We start from the raw sequence: 23,568 nt of genomic DNA, 5'->3' as shown, positions 1-23,568 counted from the left end.
CCTTTCATCCCCCAGATAGAGCTGCTCCCCAATTCAGCTCTATTTCTTACTTTCCATCCCAATAAAAAGGAGGCTTTCTTTTGTTTCTTTTTATTTCTGTTTTTCCTAAATCAAATGCTATACTAATTTCATGTGAACCGCTATTATATGGGCTCACATTTGATAAATAACTTTCATAACTATATCCTAGTCGAATGTTATCTTTTACTCGTATTTGAAACAATCCTGCTACAGCATCATTCAAACGATGAGAGAACCCAAATTCAATTTGCTTATTTAACAATACTCCTAATGATATATCAGTTGACCACGGAGCTCCCTTAGTATATCTCGTTAAAAAAGATGGTTTTAAACTTACTTTATCATTTATCACAAAATTATACCCTGATGAAAGGTAAAAAATCATGCTATCTGTTGCCGAAGTTACCATACCATTTCCTCTGTCATAATACTCGTTCCCTAATAAATTCAATGCTGATAAGCTTATGTATAATGCATCTGTATAGAAAAAAGCTCCAGTACCTATGTTTGGCATAAACTTATTAATGTTCTGACTAAAAAGAGGATCGTTTGTTATTCCTAAACTTTGTAAATCTACATTTACAAAGCTTCCTCCTCCCTTAAGTCCAAAAGATAAAGTTGTTTTATCTGAAAGCTGAATTGCATATGAAACATCGGCATACAAATGGGTTTCATTTAACACATACACCTTATCAAATATAACAGAGAACCCCATCCCCAAATTATTTCCAATACCTCCATGTAAAGCTAATGAGCCAGTTCTTGGACTTCCTGGTTCATTAACCCATTGGTTACGTACACTCGAAGTTACTGTAAAAAAATCATGGGTTCCTACATAAGCTGGATTTAGTAGACTAAAATTATTATAATATTGAGAGTACAAAGGTTCTTGTTGACCGTATACTACCTGTAAACCTAATACAAGAATTATTGTACTAATTATTCTCTTTATAAAACTCATTTCTGTTTTTCTTTTTAGTAATTAATATAAACCCATCCTTTTAGCATTCTTTTACCTTCATCTATCTTTAATACATAAAAATAGGCTCCTGCAGGAAGTTTCTCCTCTTGATTACTCCCTTTACCATTCCATTCATTTTGATAATTGACAGAATAGTATACTCTGCTTCCCCAACGATTATAAACTTCTAATGTATTTTTTGATTGAGTGTGTAAACCTTGTACTTTAAATACATCATTAATACCATCTCCATTGGGTGAAAAACCTTTTGACACCTTTAAATCTCCTCTATCACAAATATCTCCTATTCCGTTTTGATCTAAATCCTTTTGATCAGGATTTGATGTTGTTGGACAGTTGTCATTTTCATTTAAAACTCCATCACCATCTATATCGTTATCACATATATCTGCTATTAAATCATTGTCTAAATCAGAAGCAGTAAATGTAACAACTGCCTCTTCTGAACTTGATAAGCCGTTAGCATCTATTACGGTTAAGATCACCGTATACTCAGTTAATGTAGGACAAGTAAAATTTGTGTTACTTAAACTCATACGAACAATACCTGAAGCATCATAAGACCCGTCGTTAACATCTTCTGGGTTTAGAGTTGCACTTCCATTAGCATCTAAATGCACAATTATATCTTTTGTTATTACTAAAGGAGGTGTGACGTCTTCAACTGTTACGGTAGCTGTACAAGTATTTGTATTTCCACTAACATCCGTTACTGTTAAATTAACCGTATTATCCCCTACATTTGAAGTATTAAAATCGGTAATATCTATGTTCATTGAAACTATTCCACAAATATCTGTACTTCCATTATCAATATCAGTAGCTGTAATCGTTGCCTTACCTGAATCATTTAGTTGAATAGTAATATCTTGACAGATTACTGTTGGTGGCGTGATATCTTCTACGGTTACAGTAGCTGAGCAAGTATTACTGTTTCCATTAATATCAGTAACAGTTAAATTAACCGTGTTTGTTCCAATATTGGTACAATTAAATGTGGTGGCATCTAAACTCATTGAGAAAATTCCACAAGCATCCGTACTTCCATTATCAATATCAGCAGTGGTAATAGTCGCCACTCCTGTAGCATCTAACGAAACTGTAATATCCTTACATATTACTGTTGGTGGCGTAATATCTTCTACGGTTACAGTAGCTGAGCAAGTATTACTATTTCCATTTACATCAGTAACAGTTAAGATTACCGTATTTACTCCTATATCAGTACAATCAAATGTAGTTTTATCTAAACTCATTGAGAAAATCCCACAAGCATCCGTACTTCCATTATCAATATCAGCAGTGCTAATCGTTGCAATTCCTGTGTTATCTAATGAAACTGTAATATCTTGACAGATTACTGTAGGCAGTGTATTGTCTTCTACAGTTACGGTTGCCGTGGCGGTATTACTATTTCCACTGGTATCTGTTACGTTTAATGTTACCGTATTAATTCCAACATCCGAACAATTAAAAGTAGTTTTATCAAGACTTATTGAAGCTATTCCACAATTATCCGTAGAACCATTATCTATATCTGTTGTAGAAATAGTTACATTTCCAGAAGCATCTAATGGGGCAGTCAAATTTTTAGTTATTACTGTTGGTTGTACTGTTTCTACAGTACTTATATATGCTTTTTTTATAATTGTTTTACTACATCCATCGCTATCGGTAACTGTTAAGCTTACATCAAATTCTCCATTTTCTGTATAAGTATGCTTAGGGTTTGATATATTGCTCGTAGTTCCATCTCCAAAGTCCCATAACCAATCTGACGGAGGCCCATAAAAAACAGTAGCATCAGAAAATCTAACTGTTAAAGGGTCACAACCTGTGGTTACATCAGCAGAGAAATCTGGATTGGCCCCTATAACTTGTATAAAATTTGATTTCGTATTGGTATTTGTTAACCCTGTTATAACAGTAGTTATAGTTAAACTTACATTATAAATCCCTACAGATTCATAAGTATGTGTTGGGTTTTGTTCGGTAGATGTATTTCCATCACCAAAATCCCATAACCATCCTTCTACGGTATCATTTCCGTCTATGGTTGATTCATCTGTAAAGTTTACTGTAAGAGGCCCACAACCTCGTCTGGATGTAACGCTAAATTGTGCTCTTGGAATTACTATTTTTATTAAACCTGTTGCTTTACTAGTACATCCATTCACAGTGTCTTTTACTGTAAGGTTTACTGTGTAATCTCCTGCAGCTGTATAAGAGTGTATTGGATTCTGTGCTGTTGAAGTACCTCCATCTCCAAAATCCCAATTCCATGTATCTGGTAAAGTAGATTGATCTGTAAAAAACACAGTATGCGGAAGTGCTTGCCCTACTGTAGGGTTTGCATTAAACTTTGCTTTTGGTGATTGTACACTAAACGTTTTCGTTATTGTATTTTCCTTTCCTGTAATATCAATGACTTTTAGTTTTATTTCGGCATTAATTATATCGGTATATATATGTGTAGGATTTTGTTCTGTTGAAGTATTGCCGTCTCCAAAATCCCATTCCCAACTTACAATGGCTCCGTTAGGTGAAGATGAATTATCAGTAAAGATTACCTCGTTTCCTACACAATACCCTCCTGATATTGTAAAATCTACCAATATTTCATCAGACTCGTAGGCACCAATATCTATTGTTGTACCTAAAATACGAGCATTATTTCCTAAATCTTTCGCTTCACTATTGGCTGCGTTATTTCCTGCGTTTAAAAGTGGTGAGCCGTTTTGCAAGCCATAATCATTATTCGCGGCATCAACAAATAACGGGTCGGTTATTGTAGTACCATCAATATTACCTGTGCCTGACGGGTTTTTACCTTTTACATAGCTATAAGTTATGTTAGTTATAGCTCCATTTATTTCAGCATTGCAACTAGTGCCACCACAAATATTCTCGGTAAATAAACTATTAACAATAGTTACGTCTTTGCCATTGGTATTAAGAGCACCGCCGTTATCGGTTGCTTCGTTTTGTGTAAAACTACAGTTTATAAGCTTTAAGCTACCACCTTCTATAGAAACTGCTCCACCATATTTCGCTTTGTTAGCGTAAAATAAACAATTGGTAAAGCTCACGTTAGTACCGTAGGTAATTACTGCACCACCAACACCATTAAAACCTGTACCCCCAGCTTCATTATTTCTGAAGACACAATTTTTTATAGCAATATCCTTTGCACTTGTGTAGGTTAATAACGCAGCACCTGTACGCCCTTCTAACGAGCTTCCGTCATCGGCAAAACCGTGTTCAAAAATAAACCCATCAACAACAATGTTTTCACTTTTTACGGTTAGTATTCCGTGAGCATCGTGGTCATCTGTATTACTGTTACTGTTTAAGTCACCACTTAAAATGGTTTGGTTTGCTGTCCAATCTCTATCGCTTAGAGCAGTTTCTGTACCTGCAAAACCGCCGTAAAGACTAACACCTTCAGGAATTTCAATGACTGTAGTTTCATTTAAGGGTTTATAGGTACCTTTAGCGACCCATATTTCGGTGATATTGGAGCATACATATGTTTGCCAAATAGCATCTTGCAAATTATTATAGGCATTGGCCCACGAGCTACCGTCATTTGTACCGCCACTTACCGAAGCATTGACATAAAGTGTGGTAGCCGTTGGATATGGACAGCTGACTACGCCTTCATAAGCGCCGATGTTTACTGTTGTGTTTTGCACACGATCTTCTCCTACAATATCATAGGAAATACTTTCGGTGGTATTGCCATCGCCATCCAAATCAAAACTGTCAGTAGGGAGGTTGGCGTTATTTCCGGCATCTATGACAGGACTTGTGGCTATCAAACGTAAGCCATCATCTGGAGTAGCCCAGATACCATCTTTTCCTTTAGGCAAAGTAGGAGCTAAAAAAGGATTAGCTGTAAGTTGAGTAAAGCCAGTACCAGTATAATTTTCAGAAAAATTATCAGCTCCCATAAATGTACTCCCCCCTGAAGAGGATATATCGGCACCATTTCCGTAAAAAACAGTATTATATAGCGTTGTATTAGAGTCATTACTATGCATTCCGCCACCGTTGGTGGTAGCTGAGTTGTTATTAAAAGTAACATTAACTAAGCTTGAAGGAGAACTTTCATTGAATATCCCAGCTCCATAGCCAGCTCCGGCTGAACCAAAGTTAGAACCACCACCAGCAGCACTATTATATATAAACACCGTATTGGTGATAGTTGCCAAAGAATTAGCTTCGTTATATATACCACCACCATGGCCACTACCACCGTCATTTCCTACTCCGGGTACAATAACTTCTCCATCTCCTCCCCTGACTGTATTATAAGCAAAAGTAGCATTTGTAATAGTTGGTGAAGAAGCCGAATTAAACATACCGCCTCCGTAGGCATTGCTATCACTATATCCTCCGTATCTCCCTCGTACTGTATTGTTAGTAGACAACAAATTTACAATAGCTGGTGAAGAGGAATCATTATACATTCCACCGCCACCATATTGAGCTTTGTTTTCACTAATGGTAATATTCTTAAAAATTGGAGATGAAGAAGCATTGTATATCCCTCCTCCTCTATTATAATGTATTACTTGCCCGCCAATAGTTATCATTCCTGTATGATATATCGCAGCCCCTTTTGTAATAGTAAAACCTTCAACAAGAGCTGTATTGTTAAGGTTAGTGGTAACTAATACATGTACCGTATTTGTAGTACCTAAGTCGCCCGATAGTATGGATGGATTTGTAAAATCTTGGGTATTAGTAGCTGGGTTATAACTCCCTTTGAGTTTGATATTTTTATTCATCCAGAAATAAAACTCCGTAGGGTTAGTAAGTGTTGTCCCAGGTGCTGAGTTAGGATGATACGTGCCCGAGGCAACCCAAATTTCTTCACCATCATCGATACAGTTTAGCGCATCTTGCAAATTGGTAAAGGCATTTGTCCAAGAGGTACCATCGTTGCTGCCTGTGGTGGCGTTACTATCTACATATAAGCGCGTGGCCGCTGAACAAGGTGGTAGTGCAATGGTAAAAGTTGTTGGATCGTTTTCTCCAGCCTCATTAGAAACACCATTTCCATTAGGATCTGGGTCAGTACCGTTATCTGACAAATCATTTACAGTAGTTGTTGTATCAGAAGCTGAAATGATACTTTGACTGCTGTAATTACCTATTCCAAGACCTAGGTTTGTTACATTTGTTACTTGGATAACTAGTCGTATTTGGGCTGTTCTGCTAATTGCTAAAGTGCTTCCGCCTATAATTATTTGCGTGTCTGCACTTCCGTTAAAATCTGTATTTAAATTAATTGTTCCTGGGTTATCAACAAAAGTAGGTTGGCTAATTACTGTATAATTTCCAGTACCAAAAACGACATCTAAGTCATCACTTAAGCTTAATGATGATAGGTCAACATCACCTAAGTTTTCAATATAATAGTTAAAAGTTACTTGCTGTGCAGATACAGTCGCATCTTTTGCCATACCTATAATTGGATTAGCTACCGATAGGCTTAAGTTGGTAGACACCTTAGTTGACATGGCTTGGTGTGCTTCACCATACAGGTAATTACTGTGATCTTCTAAGTCAGCTTTACTTACATTGTTTCTATCGGTAACCGAAGTTGTATACTCTACTCTACCAGATGCTGTTGCTAGAGCAGCAACCTTTTGAGCCATTATTGAAGATATTATTAACGCTAAAAAATAGAATAGTCGTTTTTCCATAATTATTATTTATAAATATTTAAAATCGTCAATAATTAAATTGTTGACGACTGGTACTGTCTTATATCTCGTTCCTATTGAGGTTCTATATCTTAAATTAAGTATTGCTAGTGACCTATAATTTATAGTTCTTTAAATGTTTAGTTTATGGTTAATTCTGGTAGACTTATCATAATCATTTTTCCATTTGAAGTTGAAAGTGTATACCCACCTAACTCATCTATTTCTAGAGTCAATTCTCCACCTCCTTCATAACGATAATACCCTTCTACAGTGTGAGTTCTTATTAAAACTCCCTAATGTTCTTCAGGGTAATTATATCCGTCTATTTTTTTAGCTCCTAAATCAATAAAATTGACAACTCCCATTCCAAGAACTTCTAAATAACCATTTCCTAAGTTTTCTATTTTGGATTTATGATGGTGATTAACAATGTAATCTTTCCTTTTTTCTCGATTTTGAAAGAAACAATCATACATGTAATTGTTTACAATATTTAATGTATACATGTTATTAATTTTTATATGTTGCAAATATGATTTATATCAACATCAATATTGTTTCAAACAAACTCACTATTGTGTCATACACATTAAAACACTCGCTGCAAACACTTTAAAAAAAATATATTACTAATAGAATTCGCCAAAAAACAACTCTTTTATCTATAGATTAATATATTTGACTATTAATTATTCATATGAAGAAAATAGCTAAGCTATATAGCAACATAACCAATATTGGAGTAACAGATAAACTTTCTAAACTAGAAAGTAAGAGAGTCCGTTTACTCAATATTTTTATTTCTAATTGGTTTTTAATTGAACTTGTTTTAATTACTGAAGACACTCTGAAAAAAGGAATTTCCTCATTTCCTGTTTTAGTACATACGGGCAGTATAATTGGATTATTAGCTACCTTATTTTTACAGTACAAACGTAAGTTTATGGTAGCACGTATCTTGTTTTTTTCTTTAATTCTATATAGTAATTTTATGTTCTGTAATTTTGCTGAAAGAGGTGGCTATATTGAATATTTTTACATTGTTGTACCTGTTTTTCTCTTACTTTTTACCAATAACAAATACTTACTTTATAGTGTTTTTATCATTTCTTATTTGCTTTTTGTTATTCCAATACATGTTTTTCCAATCTACCCAGAAGGAACATTTGGCTCCCCAATACTTATTTTAATTCAGTTTATCATTTTCTTTTTTCTAGTGCAGTACTTTAAAAATGCAAATATTAAAAGTGAAGAAACCCTCGAAAGTCAACGAAAACAATTAGAAGAATTAAATGAATTTCAGTCTCAATTTTTCATCAATGTTTCTCATGAAATTAGAACACCACTAACCTTAATTAAAGGAGAAATAGATGGGCTAGATGCATTTAAAAATACTCCTTATGAAACAGAAAGTCTTGTAATTAAAAATAGATTAAACAAACAGGTTAATAAAATTAAAACTATAGTTGACGACGTACTCGATTTAGCAAAAATGAAAGATGCTAATTTTAAAATTTATCCAACTCCTTTTTTAATAAACAACTTAATTAATAAACTATATACTTCTTTTGAACCTCTTTGTAGCCAAAAAGGAATTTCATTTACTATAAAAAAAGTAAACGAAGAATGTTGGGTCTTATCTGATACTGTTTTTTTAGAAAGAGCTCTAAACAACATTATTGTCAATGCTATTAAATATACCCCAAAAAACGGAAATATCTCAATCACTTTATATGAAAATAATGAGCAAGTTTTTATAGCGGTTAAAGACTCTGGTATTGGAATTGCTAAGAAAGATATTGATTTAATATACGACCGTTTTTACCAAGCTAAAAATGATATTAATAAAGCTGGTGGTAGTGGTGTTGGATTGGCTTTTAGTAAAGAAATTATTGAATTACATCAAGGGAAATTAACTGTAGAGAGTAAATTAGATAAAGGAAGTACGTTCATAGTAATGCTACCCAAAGCATCAAAAATTAACACAAAAGAAAATTTAGAAGAAACAACGGTACAAAACACTTATGAAGAATCCTTTACTCATAAAAAAGTAATTAGCTCTGAGGTAACAAAACCTTACACTATCCTTATCGTTGATGATAATTTTGAAATGCGAGCTTATTTAAAAAGTATTTTAAACAATTATACTTGTTTTGAAGCTGAAAATGGAAAAGAAGCCTTAGATATTCTTTCTAAAGAAAAAATTGACTTTATAGTTACCGACTACATGATGCCTGTTATGAATGGGTTAACTTTGATAGAAAATATTAAAGAGAAAAAAATAAATGTTCCTATTTTAATGCTTACAGCTCGCACCGATTCTAAAAGCAAATTAAAAGTCCTTCGATTAGGTATAGATGATTATTTGAACAAACCTTTTGAAAAAGAAGAGTTACTTATTCGAATTCAAAACGCCTTAAATAACAGTATAAACCGAACAACTTTTATTGAAGAAAACACTATTGAAAAAAAGGAATTAAGTCAAAGTAACTTATGGATTAAAAAAGTACAAAAATTCATTAATGAGCAATGTTCTAACCCTAACATGACACAAGAAGATATTGCTCAACATTTTAACACTTCCAGAAGTTCTTTAAATAGAAAAATAAAAGCAGCTACCGGATTAACTCCTAATCAACTTATTACAGAAATTAAATTACAAAAGGCTCGAAGTATCGTAGAACAAAATCCTTCTGTATTATTAAAAACATTAGCCTTGGAAGTAGGTTATCTACACTCAACACATTTTTCTAAAATATATAAACAACGTTTTGGGGTACTTCCTCTAAATAAAAGTGCAATAAAAAAGGGAGCTAATTAGCTCCCTTTTTTTAATATCTTATAATTTTAAGAATACATCTTTTCTCTTAATTCTTTTACTTTAGGATCATCTAAATACTCATCAAAAGTAGCGTACTTATCAATAATTCCTTTAGGTGTAATCTCTATAACTCTATTAGCTACTGTTTGTGCAAACTCGTGGTCATGTGTAGTAAACAACACAGTTCCTTTAAAGTTTATTAATGAGTTATTCAACGCTTGAATAGATTCTAAATCTAAGTGGTTGGTTGGTTCATCAAGCATTAAAATATTAGCTCTGGTCATCATCATACGAGATAACATACAACGTACTTTCTCTCCTCCAGACAATACATTACTTTTCTTTAATGCCTCTTCTCCTGAAAAAATCATTTTCCCTAAGAAACCTCTTAAAAACACTTCCTCTCTCTCCTCTTCAGTTTGTGCATATTGACGTAACCAATCTACTAAATTCAACTCTCCGTTTTGGAAATAAGCAGAGTTATCTGCTGGTAAATACGATTGAGTAGTTGTTACCCCCCAACTATATTTACCTGAATCGGCTTCTTCATTACCTGAAATTACTTGATAAAAAGCTGTAGTTGCTTTAGAGTTCTTAGATATAACAGCAACTTTATCTCCTCTATTCAAGTTAATATCTACATTTGAAAACAGTAAATCTCCTTCTGCGTCCTTTTTTGATAATCCTTCAATATTTAATATCTGATCTCCTGCCTCTCTATCTCTTTCAAAAATGATCGCAGGATAACGACGTGAAGAAGGCTTAATTTCATCAACATTTAATTTCTCTATCATTTTCTTACGAGAAGTTGCTTGTTTAGATTTTGCAACGTTTGCAGAGAAACGACGGATAAATTCTTCCAATTCTTTCTTCTTATCTTCTGCCTTTTTATTTTGTTGAGCTCTTTGCTTAGCCGCTAATTGAGAAGATTCATACCAGAATGTATAGTTTCCTGAGTAGTGGTTAATCTTTCCAAAATCAATATCAGAAATATGTGTACAAACGGCATCTAAAAAGTGACGGTCGTGGGATACTACAATCACTGTGTTATCATAATTTGCTAGGAAATTCTCTAACCAAGCAATCGTTTCAAAATCCAAATCGTTTGTAGGCTCATCCATAATTAACACATCAGGATTACCAAATAACGCTTGTGCCAATAATACACGTACTTTTTTCTTCGAATCTAATTCTGATAATAATGTATAATGATCTTCTTCTTTAATACCTAAGTTAGATAATAAACTTGCAGCAGATGCATCAGCATTCCAACCATCCATTTCTTCAAAACGAACTTGTAGTTCTCCTATCTTTTCTGCATTTTCATCAGAATAATCAGCATATAAAGCATCTATTTCTGATTTTATTTTGTGTAGTTCTTTATTTCCCATCAACACAGTTTCTAAGGCAGTATACTCATCAAAAGCATAGTGATCCTGTGTTAATACAGACATTCTTTTTCCTGGTTCTAAATGAACTTGGCCTGAAGTAGGTTCTTGTTTTCCTGATAAAATCTTTAAAAATGTAGATTTCCCAGCTCCATTTGCTCCGATAATTCCGTAGCAATTTCCTTGCGTAAACTTAGTATTTACTTCATCAAACAAAACACGTTTTCCAAACTGAACTGATAAATTAGAAACTGATAACATGTATATTTTTTTTAATTCCGTGCAAAAGTATAAAAACTAAAGACTATAAAAGAATTTGCATGAAAGTTTTTAACATATTACTTTTGGCTCGTTTTAATTCTTTTTAACAACGAATTAACAGCCTAATACTAAAGAGTTATCTATTTTTGAACTCTAATATTTAGGGTAATTTAAATCATGATTAAGTATTTTATACCTCTCATATTAATTGTATTTATTGGATGTAACGAATCCAATAAAAATAAGCCTACCTATTTTGGGGGTAAAATCATCAATCCTAAATGTGACTTCGTTGTATTGTCTGACAATTATGATTTTAACGATACAATACCACTTAGTAAAAACAATACATTTTTAGGAAGCTACAATAATTTTAAAGAAGGATTATACATATTTCATCACGGTAACGAACTTCAATACGTATACATGCAACCTTCTGATAGTTTACTCATTAGGTTAAATACTTGGGATTTTGACGAATCATTAGTTTTTAGTGGTGTAAATGCTGAGCGAAACAACTTATTAATTGAGTCTTTTTTACAGTACGAACAAGATTACAAAAACACTTCTAAGTATCTCTCTTTGCCTAAAAATGAATTTTTAGCGAAAATAGACTCGATGAAATCTATCAAGAGCGCTATTTTTGAAAACTACAAAACTCGTAGTAATGATGCTTCAGGTTTTCTAGATATTTTAAATATATCTTTAAACTTTCCTCTATATGCAAAGTTAGAAGAGTATGCCATACAAAGCTTAAAGAAAGAAACACCTGAAGAAATTAATAAATCTTACTTTGATTACCGTAAAAATGCTCCAATAAATAAGGACTCTCTAATGTTTTACGGTCCATACTATAGGTTTATTATTAAGAAAATACAAAATGATGCCTACCTAAAGAGTAATGGAGTAAAATCAGAAAAATTTACACAAGACTTATTACACGCTATTGATGAAAATGTAGTTCTTGAAACGGTTAAAAATAAAATGCTATACAATGCTGTTATTCGTAACTTTTATGAAGAACCAAGCAGCGAAATGAAAAGCGAAGCATTTTTTACTTTCTTCAAGTTAAATACGAATAATGAGCATAAAAAAAATGTTCAGCGTTTAATTAATGATTTAAAGATATTAACTAAAGGAGAGCGATTACCTTCCTTTAAACTAATTGCTGCTGACGGTGAGCTAAAAGACTTCAAGAGTATTTCTAAAGATAAAAATACTGTTGTTTTGCTAAAGAATTACCAGTACGCCTCAGACGATTGGGTTTCTTCTCGTTTCAATTATTTAGTAAAGAAAAATCCTGATATCAACTTTATACTAGTTAATTTATGCGACTCTTCAAAAAGGTTCACTAAAAACGTAGATGTAAAATATCAATATACTATACCTAGTGAGAGCGCTGTATGCGATTTTACCACCAGTAAATTTCCTCGTATGATTTTAGTTGATAAAAACGGAATTATTCAAAATGGTTACACTAGTTTATCAGCTAAAGATATAAACTTAGAAATCAGTAATTTACAAAAAACGAAATAGTTAACCTCTATTCATTTTATTTAGTGTACTTTTGCACCGTCCAAAAAAAATCGTACCAAACGATTTAATTAATATTAATTATAGAATTCGCGGAGGGGCATCTGTGGGTTCTCTAAAAACACAGTATGTCAACATTTTTAGATTTAGGTTTGCAAGAACCTATCAATAAGGCGTTAACCGATCTAGGTTATGAAAAGCCAACAGTAATTCAAGAAAAAGCAATTCCACAAATAATTTCTTCAAAAGAAGATTTAAAAGCATTTGCACAAACAGGTACAGGTAAAACTGCAGCCTTTAGTTTGCCTATTATAGAGCTTATAGATCAAACGAACGTAAGCACACAAGCAATTATCTTATCTCCTACTCGTGAACTAGCAGTTCAAATAGGAAAAAACATTGAAGATTTTTCAAAATATTTACCAAACCTGAAAGTAGCAACTGTATATGGTGGTGCTAATATTGATGAACAAATCAGAAAACTTAAAAAAGGTGTTCAAATAGTTGTAGGTACTCCTGGTAGAACTGTAGACTTAATTAAAAGAAGAGCTTTAAAGTTAGGAAACGTACAATGGTTAGTTCTTGATGAAGCAGATGAAATGCTTAACATGGGCTTTAAAGATGAACTAGACCAAGTATTAGAAGCAACACCAGATAGCAAACAAACTTTATTATTCTCTGCAACGTTTCCAAGAGAAGTTGAGGCTATTGCAAAAAACTACATGACAAACCCTGTTGAAATAACTTCAGGACAGAAGAACCAAGGTTCAGATAATGTAAGTCATGAATATTATTTAGTAAACGAAAAAACTCGTTATCCTGCTCTAAAAAGAGTAGCTGATTTAAATCCTGATATTTACGGAATTGTTTTCTGTAGAACACGTAGAGAAACACAAGAAGTTGCCAATAACTTGATTAGAGATGGTTATAATGCCGATTCTTTACATGGTGATTTATCACAGGCTCAACGTGATTCTGTAATGGAAAAGTTTCGTAAAAAGAATATTCAAATATTAGTAGCTACTGACGTTGCTGCTCGTGGATTGGATGTTAACAATTTAACACACGTTATTAACCATAAATTACCAGATCAAATTGAAAACTACAATCACCGTAGTGGTAGAACTGGTAGAGCTGGTAACAAAGGAATTTCTATTGCTTTAGTAAGCAAAAAAGAACAAGGTAGATTACGTCCTATTGAACGTATTATAAAAAAACAATTTGTTCACACCCCTATTCCATCTGGAAAAGAGATATGTCAAAATCAATTACTTCATTTAATTGATAAAGTTCATAACACAGAAGTAAATACTGAGCAAATTGAAGGTTTTTTACCAAGTATTTATGAAAAATTAGAAGATTTAAGTCGTGAAGAGTTAGTTCAAAAGTTTGTATCGCTAGAGTTCAATACATTCTTGTCATACTACGAAAATGCTCCTGATTTAAACAATTTATCTTCAAAAGAAAACTCTAGAGGTCGTTCTTCTAGTGAGAACATGACTCGTTTCTTCATTAATTTAGGAAGAAAAGATCGTTTAAATCCTGCCAAATTAATTGGTTTAATCAACGATCAGAACATTGGTGATAAGATTGAAATTGGCGCTATAGATATCTTAGATACTTTTTCTTTCTTTGAAATTGATAAGAACTTTGAAAAAGAAACCTTAGACGCTTTTGCTGCTAATGATCCAGATTTTAATGGAAGGTCAGTAAATATTGAAATTACTAAAAACGATCGTAGTGGTGGTGGAAGAAAGCCACGTAGAAGCGGTGGTGGTGGATTCAGTGGTAAAAAACGTAGAAGTGATAAACCTGCTGATAATAAGAAAAGTTTTGGTAGAAGACGTAGTGAAAATAGCTCTTCTAGAAGAGGAGATAACAAAACTGCTGCTTCTGGTTTTGGAAGAAAACGTAGAAGAGACTAAATAAAAAAGTTTTACAAATAAAAAACAGCTCGTTTGAGCTGTTTTTTTTTGTTATGTAATTCAAATTAATTTAGTCATTCTTTAATTTACTGTATATTTCCAAATCTGTAAAAGTATTTCCTGTTAGTAACTCTCCTTCTCTTTCAACTCCTTCTAACTTAAAACCTAATCTTTTAGGAATATTTTTACTTGGCACATTTCCTACAGCACATTTTATTTGAATTCTATTTATTTGTAATTTCGTAAAGGCAAAATCGCATAACTCTTTTACTGAGTTTGTCATAATACCTTTACCCTGCTCCTTTTCTGAAAGCCAATACCCTATTTCTGTTTTCTTATTTAAAACATCGGTATCTTTTAAACCAATCAATCCTATAAATTCGCCCTGTTTTCTAATTGTAAAAGTATGTTCTAGTTTTTCTACAGGAACATTAACAACCGAACTTACAAAGCATTCAGTATCTTTTAATTCTTTAGTATATGCTACAAATGGTAACCATGTACCTAAATATTCTCTTTCTTTATTAATTATTCTGAAAATATCAGCAGCATCATTTAACTCAAGTTCTCTCAATTCTATATCAGAGTCTACTTTTAAAATCACTTTTTCTTTTTTAATAAATCACAAAAACTACTGATTACCTAAAATAATTGGCATTCCACTTTTACCAGAACCAATAATAACAACTTTACTATTTGTAGAATTTGCTAGCCTATTAGTAGCTTCTATACCTTTATCTTGTAAAATTTTATCAGTTAATGAAGCACTTAAAATTCTGTTAGCATCTGCTTTACCTTTTGCCTCAATAATTTGTTTTTCTGCTTCTTTTTGAGCTGTTACCAGTCTAAATTCATACTCTAACGACTCTTGCTCCTGCTTTAATTTACGCTCAATAGCTTCTTTAATAGTTGAAGGTAATGTTACATCTCTAACAAGAATTTCATTTAACTGAACATATTGTTTTTCTAATATCTTCTTTGTCTCTATAAATATTTCATCTTGAATAGCATCTCTTTTACTAGAATATAACTGCTCTGGTGTATAACGGCCAACAACACTACGAGCTGCTGAACGAATTGCTGGCTGAATTACACGTTGTAAGTAATTTTCACCTAGCGTTTGATGTAAGTTTCCTAAATCTTTATAAACCGGTTGATACCATGCAGAAGCATCTATTTGAATTTCTAATCCGTTTGAAGATAACACCTTCATCTTTTCAAAAAGTTCTTGCTGTCTCACCTCATAAACATGCACTTTATTCCAAGGGGCTACTACATGAAAACCTTCTCCTAATGGTGGCTCATCTGTTACAACTCCTCCTCCAAACGTTTTATACAATACTCCAGCTTCCCCTGAATTGATTGTTACAGTGGATTTTGCCACAAAAATTATTAAAACTATGGCTACTGGAATTAACAATCCAAATTTTGGAAACTTTAACTCTACTTGATTTCTTGTCATTTTTGTATTTTTTATGTACTCAAAAGTACTGAATTAATTTTCATTGTATTTCAACAATCGCAAAGCATTTAAAACAACTACTAAAGTAGAGCCTTCGTGCATTACAACTGCAGGTCCTATGGAAGCTAAACCAAATAAGGTGGCTGGAATAAGTATCGCTACCATGCCAAGGCTTATCCATAAATTTTGTTTAATGATGGTTCTTGATTTCCTACTTAGGCCAATTACAAAAGGTAGATTTTCAATTTTATCAGATAATAGTGCCACATCTGCCGTTTCCAATGCCACATCGCTTCCTGCGGCTCCCATAGCTATTCCAACAGTACTATTTGCCATTGCAGGAGCATCGTTTACACCATCGCCCACCATCGCTATTTTAGTGTTTGTTTCTTTTAATTCTTGAATCGCAGCTACTTTATCTTCTGGTAATAAATTTCCTTTAGCCTCCGTTAAACCAATTTGTTTTGCGATGGAATTTGCTACATTTTGATGATCACCTGTTAACATAATCATCTTTTCAATTCCCATGGCTTTTAATTTTAATAGTGTTGCTTTCGCTGTTTTTCTAGCAACATCCATCACACTTAACATGCCTATTAATTTATTTTCATAAGCAACTAACATGGTGGTATGACCTTCTTGTACTAAGGAATTCATGTGTTGTTTTACCTCTTCAGAAAGTGCAATACCATTCTCAATCATAAGTTTTTCATTTCCTATAAAAACCTGCGCTCCTTTATAAATTGCCGATATTCCTTTTCCTTGAATTGCGTTAATGGTAGAAGCTTTACTAACTAATTTTACAGCGTGTTTTTCTTTAATATCACGTGTAATAGCTTTTGCTAATGGATGGTTGCTCAGGCTTTCTACCGCTAAAACCAAGCTTAAAAACTCATTACTGTCAAAGCCATTTAACGGAATTGTATGAGTTAGTCTTGGTTTTCCTTCCGTAAGTGTTCCTGTTTTATCAAAAGCGATGGTAGTTAGGCTTCCTAAATTTTCTAACGTTCTTCCTCCTTTTATCAATACTCCTTTGTTGGCAGCTCTTGCGATACCACTTAACACTGCACTAGGTGTTGAAATTGCCAAAGCACACGGACTAGCAGCCACTAACACTGTAATAGCTCTGTATAAACTTTGCTCTGTAGTTTCATCAATAACCAAATGTGCAAAACACAACAAAATAACCAATACGATAACCAGAGGAACAAACCATTTTTCAAACTTTTTAGTTAGTAATTGTGTTGGTGATTTTTGGTTTTCTGCCTCACTAATCATTTTAATAACACGAGAAATTGTAGAGTCTTCACTTAATTTAAGTACTTGTACTTCAATAACAGCATCACCATTCATAGTTCCTGTATACACGACATTTTTTTTATCAATGTCTTTAAAGTTTACATTTGTTTGCAACTCTGAAATCGCCTCTTTATCCACAGGCATACTTTCACCTGTTATGGAAGCTTGATTGATACTTGTTTTTCCCTTGATAATGACTCCGTCTGCCGCAATTTTAGTATTTGGCTTCACCACAATAATGTCATTTAGCTGTAATTCTTCCACAGCTACTTCTACAAGTGTATCGTTTCGTTTTACGAGTGCTTTTTTGGGGGATAAGTTTCCTAAAGATTGAATAGATTTTTTTGCTTTGTTCATTGCATAACTTTCAAGTGCATGCCCTAAACTGAATAAAAATAAAAGTAAGGCTCCTTCTTCCCATCTATCTATATAGGCAGCTCCTGCTGCTGCAACCAACATCAAAAAATCTATTTCAAATTCTCCTTTTTTAATTTTTGCTATGGCTTCAAGAGCTGTGAAATATCCTCCTAAGAAAAAAGCAATAATAAAGCTTGTAATAGCGTAAGTGTGCGAAAGGTTTGTTTGTTTTTCGATAAGAATACCTGAAAAGAAAAAAACACCACTTAAAATAGAAAAATAGAGTTCTGTTTTTTCGCCAAATATTCCGCCATGATCATGATTGTGACCTTCATTATGTGAATGCTTGTGTTCTGACATAGTTTTATGGGTTTCTTAACAGACCTTTAATGTATGAAAAAGATGCAAAAAAGAGGAGTTTTAACTCCTCTTTCTCTTATAACTTAACTAGTATACCAGCGTTGAAAATAAACCCATCTGTTGGTGCCCAAATATCTGTAAAAGAAGGATTATTATGTGGTGCTTCTATCATATCTTGATAATTTTGTTGTTTGGTATCTGTAAAATTTTCAAAATTTGCATACAAACTAATTTTACCAAACGTTCTCATTGCCATGAAACCCATTGTCCAATAATCAGAAGTTTCTGTTAAGTTGTTTCTCAACTGAGAACTCTTGTAGTAAGCTTCATAACCTACTCGCCACTTATCATGCACTTCATACATTAACACCCCTCCAAAACTATGTTTTGGTGTTAATGCCTTTTGATTGTTATTAATTTCAACATTATTATATGCATAGTTTGTAAACAACACAAAGTCTTTATATTTTAACTTTAAGTTAGTCTCTGCCCCATAACTATTTAATGTACTTGAAGCATTCACAAACTCGTAATTAACACCATTTTCTCCTAACAAAAGTGTGTTTTTTAACTGTGTGTAGAACACTAATTGATTAAAAGACAATGATACATTACCATTAAAAATTCTTGTTTTATAGTTTACATCTGCATTAAACCCGATAGAAGTTTCTGCTTCAAAATCAGTTAGATTAATTGGCATTACATTTTGATACGAGCGTAACTCAGCATCTTCAGTAAAGATTGTAGGAATTTTATAACCTAAACCTCCTCCTATTCTACTTGAAACCTTCTCGTTATATTTAATAAACAATGAAGCTCTAGGCAGTACAAATGTTCCGTAATGATCATTATAATCTGTTCTTAAACCACTTTCTAGCGTTAAATTGTTTGAAAGTCGCCAGTTATTTTGCGTAAATCCTCCAAAGGTAAATTGCTTGTAACTTCTATCTAAATCTGTTGTTGGATTTTCTATAAAGTTTTCAGTTATAATGTTTCCTCCAAAAACCCAATCGGAAGTAAGGTTGTATAAATTATATGTTGCTTCAGTAAAAGTAGCCCACTGCTTTCCATCAAATTCATAATCTGGTAAGGTTAAATTTCTTTTAAAATAGCTTACACTGTTTTTAAAATGAAAGCTTTTATCTTCTGAAATATCATTAGAATATGATAATTGTGTTGAGTAGCGTTCTGATTTGTTTTCCTCAAAAAAACTATGATCAGGAGTCATATTTCCTGCTATTACATCAGTATCTCCACCTATACGATTCTCTATAGTTGTCCCAAAATTCAAGCGCCATTCTTCCTTTTCATTCGGGTAGTAGAATAATGACGGGTTAATACTAAAACTTCTAACTTTTGGAATATCAGAAAAATGATCATCGTTTACATCGGTTGCTTCTTGTCTGTTTGCTGAACCATATAAAGTAACACCAAACTTATTGAAACGTTCACTATAAAAAGCATTTATGGTACTTCCATTACGTGAAGTTTGATCGAACATCAAGCTAACTTCCCGTTCGTCTTTTGGCTTTTTTGACACTAAGTTTACCAAACCTGCAATAGCTCCACCTCCATATAAGGTTGATGAGCTTCCTTTAATAATTTCTACTTGTTGTAAATCTAACGGTGGAATTTGCATAATGCTCAATCCACTAGAAAACCCTCCAAATAAAGGAAATCCGTCTTTTAGTAATTGCGTAAATCGACCATCTAACCCTTGAATACGTATACTCTGATTGGCTGAATTTGCAGATGTTTGCTGCATTTGTATCCCTGTACTTTCACGTAAAACCATGGCTATATTAGCTGAATTCATAACCGCTTTTTCTCCAAGCTCTTCTACTCCAACAACTTCTATTCTTGTAGGGATTTCAGCAATTGCTCTTTTACTTCTTGTTGATTGAATTACAACCGCTTCTAAAGTTTCTTCGTCTTCGTGAAGCTCTATTATAAACTGTTTCTTTGTTGTTGGAAAGGTTATGACTTTTTCTACCGTTTCAAAACCTATAAACGATACTACAAAAGTTTGCTTTCCGTTAGGTATATTATTGATAATTGCAATTCCGTCTAAATTAGTTTCTTCTCCTAATGTGGTGTTTTTTATATATACTGATGCACCTATGACAGGTTCTTTTTCTTCAGAAATTACTTTAAATTCTACTGAATTTTGCGCGTTTATTTGAATAGCAGATAGTACCATAACTACCGCTAACACTATATTTTTTAACATGTGTTTCTTTTAAATTAATTATATGTATTTGTAAGCTGACACCTTTTTAATAAAAAAGATGCAAGAACTACTTTCGTATATCTTCGAAAGCAAACCGAGAATAATTAATTTAAAATTTTGGTGGTTGGAAAACCCCTTTTAAGTGGGAAAAGTTATAAGTGTTCTGATAAAAGTCAATTGGTTCTCTTATCTCAAAAAAAGGAATAATTTCAAAGTGATATTCAACAGGAATAAATTCCGCGGTAACAGTAATTACGTTACAATGATGGTGATGTTCTTTGTTTTTTTCTTCTTCAGTATCATTTTCATGATGTTCTTCTTGATGTTCTTCATTTAATACATCATGATGTACTTCTGATTCAGCTACAAAAACAACAGCATCAGTATGTGCCTGTAAAGGAGGCACAATTAATAATAAGGTTAATAATATGATAATACTATTTTTCACTAATACCTTTTAGAGTTGCAAAATTATAAATTTTTATGAATCTTCATTATCCAATCGGTCTTTAACGTATTCAATTTTTGTTTTACCATGTGCAAAGGGCTTTCCTTCTTCATCTAAACTCACCATAATAATTTTATCAATTGCAATAATTGTTTTTCGAGTTATTTTGTTACGCACTTCACAGCTTAAGGCAATAGACGTTGTTCCAAACTTCACCACATCAATTCCTATTTCTACAATATCTCCTTGCTTTGCTGAACTAACAAAATTTATTTCAGACATAAACTTGGTTACTGTTTTAGGAATTTCTAACTGAATAATAGCATATAACGCTACTTCTTCATCAATCCATTGTAACAATCGTCCTCCAAAAAGTGTTCCATTAGGATTTAAATCTTCTGGTTTTACCCATTTACGTGTGTGAAATCTCATCGTATTTATTGTTCTATGTTTTTAGCTTCAAAAGCTACTAAATCGTTATTTACAAAGGTAAAAGTTATTTGTATAGGATTGCAACATACCTCACAATCTTCTACATAGGTTTCAGATGTACTAGCGTCCAACAACATAGAAATTTCTTCCCAACAATGCGGACACTGAAAAAAATGTTCATACATCATATTTTACCATAGTATTTTCTAACAAACCACTCTATTGACAATAAAACTATAATTAGTAATAACAACCATTTCCAATCAACTAAACTTTGTTTTTTGGTAATAGACTTTTGAGTGGTGTAAAAAGATGCATCTTCTTGTATCTTTTTTAATAATTCGTCAACTTTATCTGCATAAACAATTACTCCATCTGTTTTTAATGCCAATTGTTCTAGTTTCTTAAAATTAGCATTGGTAAACTGCTCTTCTATCTGATAATCTTCAATTTTAAACCTACCTGAACTACTTATATTTTGGTTCTTTACTGTTACTGTATATGAATATTCACCTGAGGCTAATCCTTCAACGGAAACTTGATATGAGTTATTAAATAGCGAAAACGGAATACTTTTTTTGGCTTTTGTTTCTAAGTTAGTTACTGTCAACTCTAAAGATGCTCTGCTATCAAATTGGTAGTTTTTATCAACATAAAAAGCACTTATGGTTATCGGTTCATTAGCTGCATACAAACGTTGTGCTTTTACCTCTAAACGTTTTCTCTTTTTAGTGGATGCTAAATACTGAACCAAATTTCCTACAAACGTGTCAAAACTTTCAAAGTTTTTCTCTTTTAAGTAACTAGCTGCTCTCCATTTCCAAATACCTTCACCAAATAGTACTGCATACTTTTTATCATTTTCTTCAAAGGTTGACAATAACGGTTGGGTAGTTTCTACTCCTGCATACTTTTGATACAACAAGCTTTGAGATTCTTTTTTAATCTGTACTTCTCCAAACTTGTCTTTTAGCGGTGGAAATTGACCAAAGCCTATATCTTCTTGGTAAAAAGTTAGAAAATCTGGATTGTAAATAGCAGTATATTCTTCTTTTTGATTAATGGCTCTTTTTTGAACTCCCAAACCTTGACTATTCAAAAAGTTCCAATCTGTTTTAGTTCCTGAAACCAGTAAAAAATTAGATGGTATTTTTTCTAAAGTGGTTTTAAAATAACTGTTAGGCTGATACAAAACAAAAAACTGATATGCGTCTAAATCTATATTCTTATCCTGTATCAAAGCAATATCTACTTTTCGTTGTTTATTACTCTCAATCGCTTTTTTAAGTGCTCCTAAATCTGGATGTAAAAAAGAACTTAATAGTAATACTTTGGTTTGCTCATCTAAAACTTCTACTGAAAAGCTTTTATAATTATTCTTCGTGTTTTTTTCATTCGCTATGCTACTTATCGATGCTGTATAATAGTGTACTCCTTTGGTATTAGATACTAAATTGGCTGTAACAGTTTGCACAGGATTTTCTGGTGAGAAACGTACTCTTTTTGAGAAAACTCTGCTCCCGTTTTTTACAATTGAAAAAGTAGTATTCACCGTTTCTTTTCCTTCATAATACAACAATGCTTCAACTGGAAACTTGTTCTTTACATAGCTATACTTATTCACATTTAACTGTGAAATTTGAATGTCTTGATACTTAATAGTATCACCTATAACTACAGGAAATATTTTATGCTTTGTTGATGAAAACTCATAATCGTTTCCTTGGGTTTGATTTCCATCAGTTATTAAAATAGTAGCTGCATTTTTATCTTTATTCAACTCATTAACAGCTTCAACTGCTTTTGAAATATCTGTTTGTGTTTCAGCAAACGATAAACTATCCAAGACCTTAATATCATTCCCAAATGAAAAATACTGTACGTTAAATTTATCTTGAAGCTCTTCGTTGCTTTCTACTTTTGATACTAATTCTTGTACCTTTTTTTCTTCTTTAAAAAACTGAGTAGATAGTGAATTATCTACCAATACAGATAACACCGGTTTTATGTTTTCTGTTTCAAGAGTTGTTATCTTCGGATTAATGAGTAGCAATCCTATTAAAAAAAGACTTAGTGCCTTTAAGCTAAAAAGTAATATATGTACTTTCGGAGTCCTTTTTACCTTATAGAAATATTGAAAAAAAGCAATGGCTACGCTTATTAATACGGCTAATACAATGTAAATTATAGTTATTGACTCCACTCAGCTTATTTTAGTATGTGAAGATAAAAATATCTAACAAATAAAAAGACCTTTTCTTCTTTTTCATTTATGACTTGAATCATAAAAAACTAGTTATCAGTTACATAATTTTATCAAAAACTATTATGT

At 32.6% G+C, this 23,568-nt stretch carries 15 protein-coding genes; 3 read left to right on the top strand and 12 right to left on the bottom strand.

What is annotated here, in order from left to right; all coding sequences use genetic code 11:
* Nucleotides 1-46 precede the first annotated feature (46 nt).
* The 3 genes from ACKTTR_RS07130 to ACKTTR_RS07120 form a co-directional block, all read right to left on the bottom strand.
* A complete protein-coding gene (locus tag ACKTTR_RS07130) occupies nt 47-982 on the bottom strand; it encodes a PorP/SprF family type IX secretion system membrane protein (protein WP_408027185.1) in 936 nt (311 codons plus the stop codon).
* Between the two features lie 14 nt (nt 983-996).
* A complete protein-coding gene (locus tag ACKTTR_RS07125) occupies nt 997-6,717 on the bottom strand; it encodes a PKD domain-containing protein (protein WP_408027184.1) in 5,721 nt (1,906 codons plus the stop codon).
* 296 nt (nt 6,718-7,013) lie between these two features.
* Complete coding sequence (locus ACKTTR_RS07120; RefSeq protein WP_408027183.1) at nt 7,014-7,226, bottom strand: hypothetical protein; 213 nt, start codon at nt 7,224-7,226, stop codon at nt 7,014-7,016.
* Nucleotides 7,227-7,417: 191 nt separating this feature from the next.
* Here ACKTTR_RS07120 and ACKTTR_RS07115 point away from each other — a divergent pair, with 191 nt between their 5' ends.
* Nucleotides 7,418-9,541: a response regulator gene (locus ACKTTR_RS07115; protein WP_408027182.1), complete on the top strand. Its 2,124-nt coding sequence runs from the start codon at nt 7,418-7,420 to the stop codon at nt 9,539-9,541.
* A gap of 26 nt (nt 9,542-9,567) precedes the next feature.
* On the opposite strand, the gene ACKTTR_RS07110 is transcribed toward ACKTTR_RS07115, so the two are convergent.
* Entirely contained in the window at nt 9,568-11,190 is a 1,623-nt protein-coding gene (locus ACKTTR_RS07110) for an ABC-F family ATP-binding cassette domain-containing protein (RefSeq protein WP_408027181.1), read from the bottom strand.
* A gap of 177 nt (nt 11,191-11,367) precedes the next feature.
* Here ACKTTR_RS07110 and ACKTTR_RS07105 point away from each other — a divergent pair, with 177 nt between their 5' ends.
* Both ACKTTR_RS07105 and ACKTTR_RS07100 read left to right on the top strand, forming a co-directional pair.
* Complete coding sequence (locus ACKTTR_RS07105; RefSeq protein ID WP_408027180.1) at nt 11,368-12,726, top strand: TlpA family protein disulfide reductase; 1,359 nt, start codon at nt 11,368-11,370, stop codon at nt 12,724-12,726.
* 125 nt (nt 12,727-12,851) lie between these two features.
* Nucleotides 12,852-14,648, top strand: a complete 1,797-nt coding sequence (locus ACKTTR_RS07100; RefSeq protein ID WP_408027179.1) for a DEAD/DEAH box helicase — start codon at nt 12,852-12,854, stop codon at nt 14,646-14,648.
* A gap of 70 nt (nt 14,649-14,718) precedes the next feature.
* Here ACKTTR_RS07100 and ACKTTR_RS07095 read toward each other — a convergent pair whose 3' ends face one another.
* From ACKTTR_RS07095 to ACKTTR_RS07060, 8 genes are all read right to left on the bottom strand, one after another.
* Nucleotides 14,719-15,252 carry a GNAT family N-acetyltransferase gene (locus tag ACKTTR_RS07095; RefSeq protein ID WP_408027178.1) on the bottom strand — a complete coding sequence of 178 codons (534 nt, stop codon included), beginning with the start codon at nt 15,250-15,252 and terminating at the stop codon, nt 14,719-14,721.
* A 27-nt stretch (nt 15,253-15,279) separates the two neighbouring features.
* The gene (locus tag ACKTTR_RS07090) at nt 15,280-16,110 is read right to left on the bottom strand and encodes a prohibitin family protein (protein ID WP_408027177.1); all 831 of its coding nucleotides are present in this window, start codon (nt 16,108-16,110) and stop codon (nt 15,280-15,282) included.
* A gap of 33 nt (nt 16,111-16,143) precedes the next feature.
* On the bottom strand, nt 16,144-18,126 hold the full coding sequence (locus tag ACKTTR_RS07085) for a heavy metal translocating P-type ATPase (protein ID WP_408027176.1): 1,983 nt from the start codon (nt 18,124-18,126) through the stop codon (nt 16,144-16,146).
* Between the two features lie 76 nt (nt 18,127-18,202).
* The gene (locus ACKTTR_RS07080; protein ID WP_408027175.1) at nt 18,203-20,356 is read right to left on the bottom strand and encodes a TonB-dependent receptor; all 2,154 of its coding nucleotides are present in this window, start codon (nt 20,354-20,356) and stop codon (nt 18,203-18,205) included.
* 109 nt (nt 20,357-20,465) lie between these two features.
* Complete coding sequence (locus ACKTTR_RS07075) at nt 20,466-20,804, bottom strand: hypothetical protein (protein WP_408027174.1); 339 nt, start codon at nt 20,802-20,804, stop codon at nt 20,466-20,468.
* 33 nt (nt 20,805-20,837) lie between these two features.
* Nucleotides 20,838-21,236 (bottom strand): acyl-CoA thioesterase, encoded by a 399-nt coding sequence (locus ACKTTR_RS07070; protein ID WP_408027173.1) that lies wholly within the window; start codon nt 21,234-21,236, stop codon nt 20,838-20,840.
* A 5-nt stretch (nt 21,237-21,241) separates the two neighbouring features.
* A complete protein-coding gene (locus ACKTTR_RS07065) occupies nt 21,242-21,421 on the bottom strand; it encodes a CPXCG motif-containing cysteine-rich protein (RefSeq protein ID WP_047790511.1) in 180 nt (59 codons plus the stop codon).
* Nucleotides 21,421-23,439, bottom strand: coding sequence for a VWA domain-containing protein (locus ACKTTR_RS07060; protein ID WP_408027172.1), 2,019 nt, complete (start codon nt 23,437-23,439; stop codon nt 21,421-21,423). Before ACKTTR_RS07060 ends, ACKTTR_RS07065 begins: the two co-directional genes overlap by 1 nt.
* Nucleotides 23,440-23,568: the final 129 nt, after the last annotated feature.

It is taken from the genome of Tenacibaculum litoreum, assembly GCF_964513915.1.
Classification (GTDB): Bacteria; Bacteroidota; Bacteroidia; order Flavobacteriales; family Flavobacteriaceae; genus Polaribacter; species Polaribacter litoreum.
This window is presented reverse-complemented; position numbering and strand designations above follow the sequence as displayed.

Excerpts from the sequence above, each read along its gene's own strand:
- ACKTTR_RS07130 (WP_408027185.1), bottom strand. The coding sequence starts at position 982 with ATGAGTTTTATAAAGAGAATAATTAGTACAATAATTCTTGTATTAGGT.
- ACKTTR_RS07125 (WP_408027184.1), bottom strand. The coding sequence starts at position 6,717 with ATGGAAAAACGACTATTCTATTTTTTAGCGTTAATAATATCTTCAATA.
- ACKTTR_RS07120 (WP_408027183.1), bottom strand. The coding sequence starts at position 7,226 with ATGTATACATTAAATATTGTAAACAATTACATGTATGATTGTTTCTTT.
- ACKTTR_RS07115 (WP_408027182.1), top strand. The coding sequence starts at position 7,418 with ATGAAGAAAATAGCTAAGCTATATAGCAACATAACCAATATTGGAGTA.
- ACKTTR_RS07110 (WP_408027181.1), bottom strand. The coding sequence starts at position 11,190 with ATGTTATCAGTTTCTAATTTATCAGTTCAGTTTGGAAAACGTGTTTTG.
- ACKTTR_RS07105 (WP_408027180.1), top strand. The coding sequence starts at position 11,368 with ATGATTAAGTATTTTATACCTCTCATATTAATTGTATTTATTGGATGT.
- ACKTTR_RS07100 (WP_408027179.1), top strand. The coding sequence starts at position 12,852 with ATGTCAACATTTTTAGATTTAGGTTTGCAAGAACCTATCAATAAGGCG.
- ACKTTR_RS07090 (WP_408027177.1), bottom strand. The coding sequence starts at position 16,110 with ATGACAAGAAATCAAGTAGAGTTAAAGTTTCCAAAATTTGGATTGTTA.
- ACKTTR_RS07085 (WP_408027176.1), bottom strand. The coding sequence starts at position 18,126 with ATGTCAGAACACAAGCATTCACATAATGAAGGTCACAATCATGATCAT.
- ACKTTR_RS07080 (WP_408027175.1), bottom strand. The coding sequence starts at position 20,356 with ATGTTAAAAAATATAGTGTTAGCGGTAGTTATGGTACTATCTGCTATT.
- ACKTTR_RS07070 (WP_408027173.1), bottom strand. The coding sequence starts at position 21,236 with ATGAGATTTCACACACGTAAATGGGTAAAACCAGAAGATTTAAATCCT.
- ACKTTR_RS07065 (WP_047790511.1), bottom strand. The coding sequence starts at position 21,421 with ATGTATGAACATTTTTTTCAGTGTCCGCATTGTTGGGAAGAAATTTCT.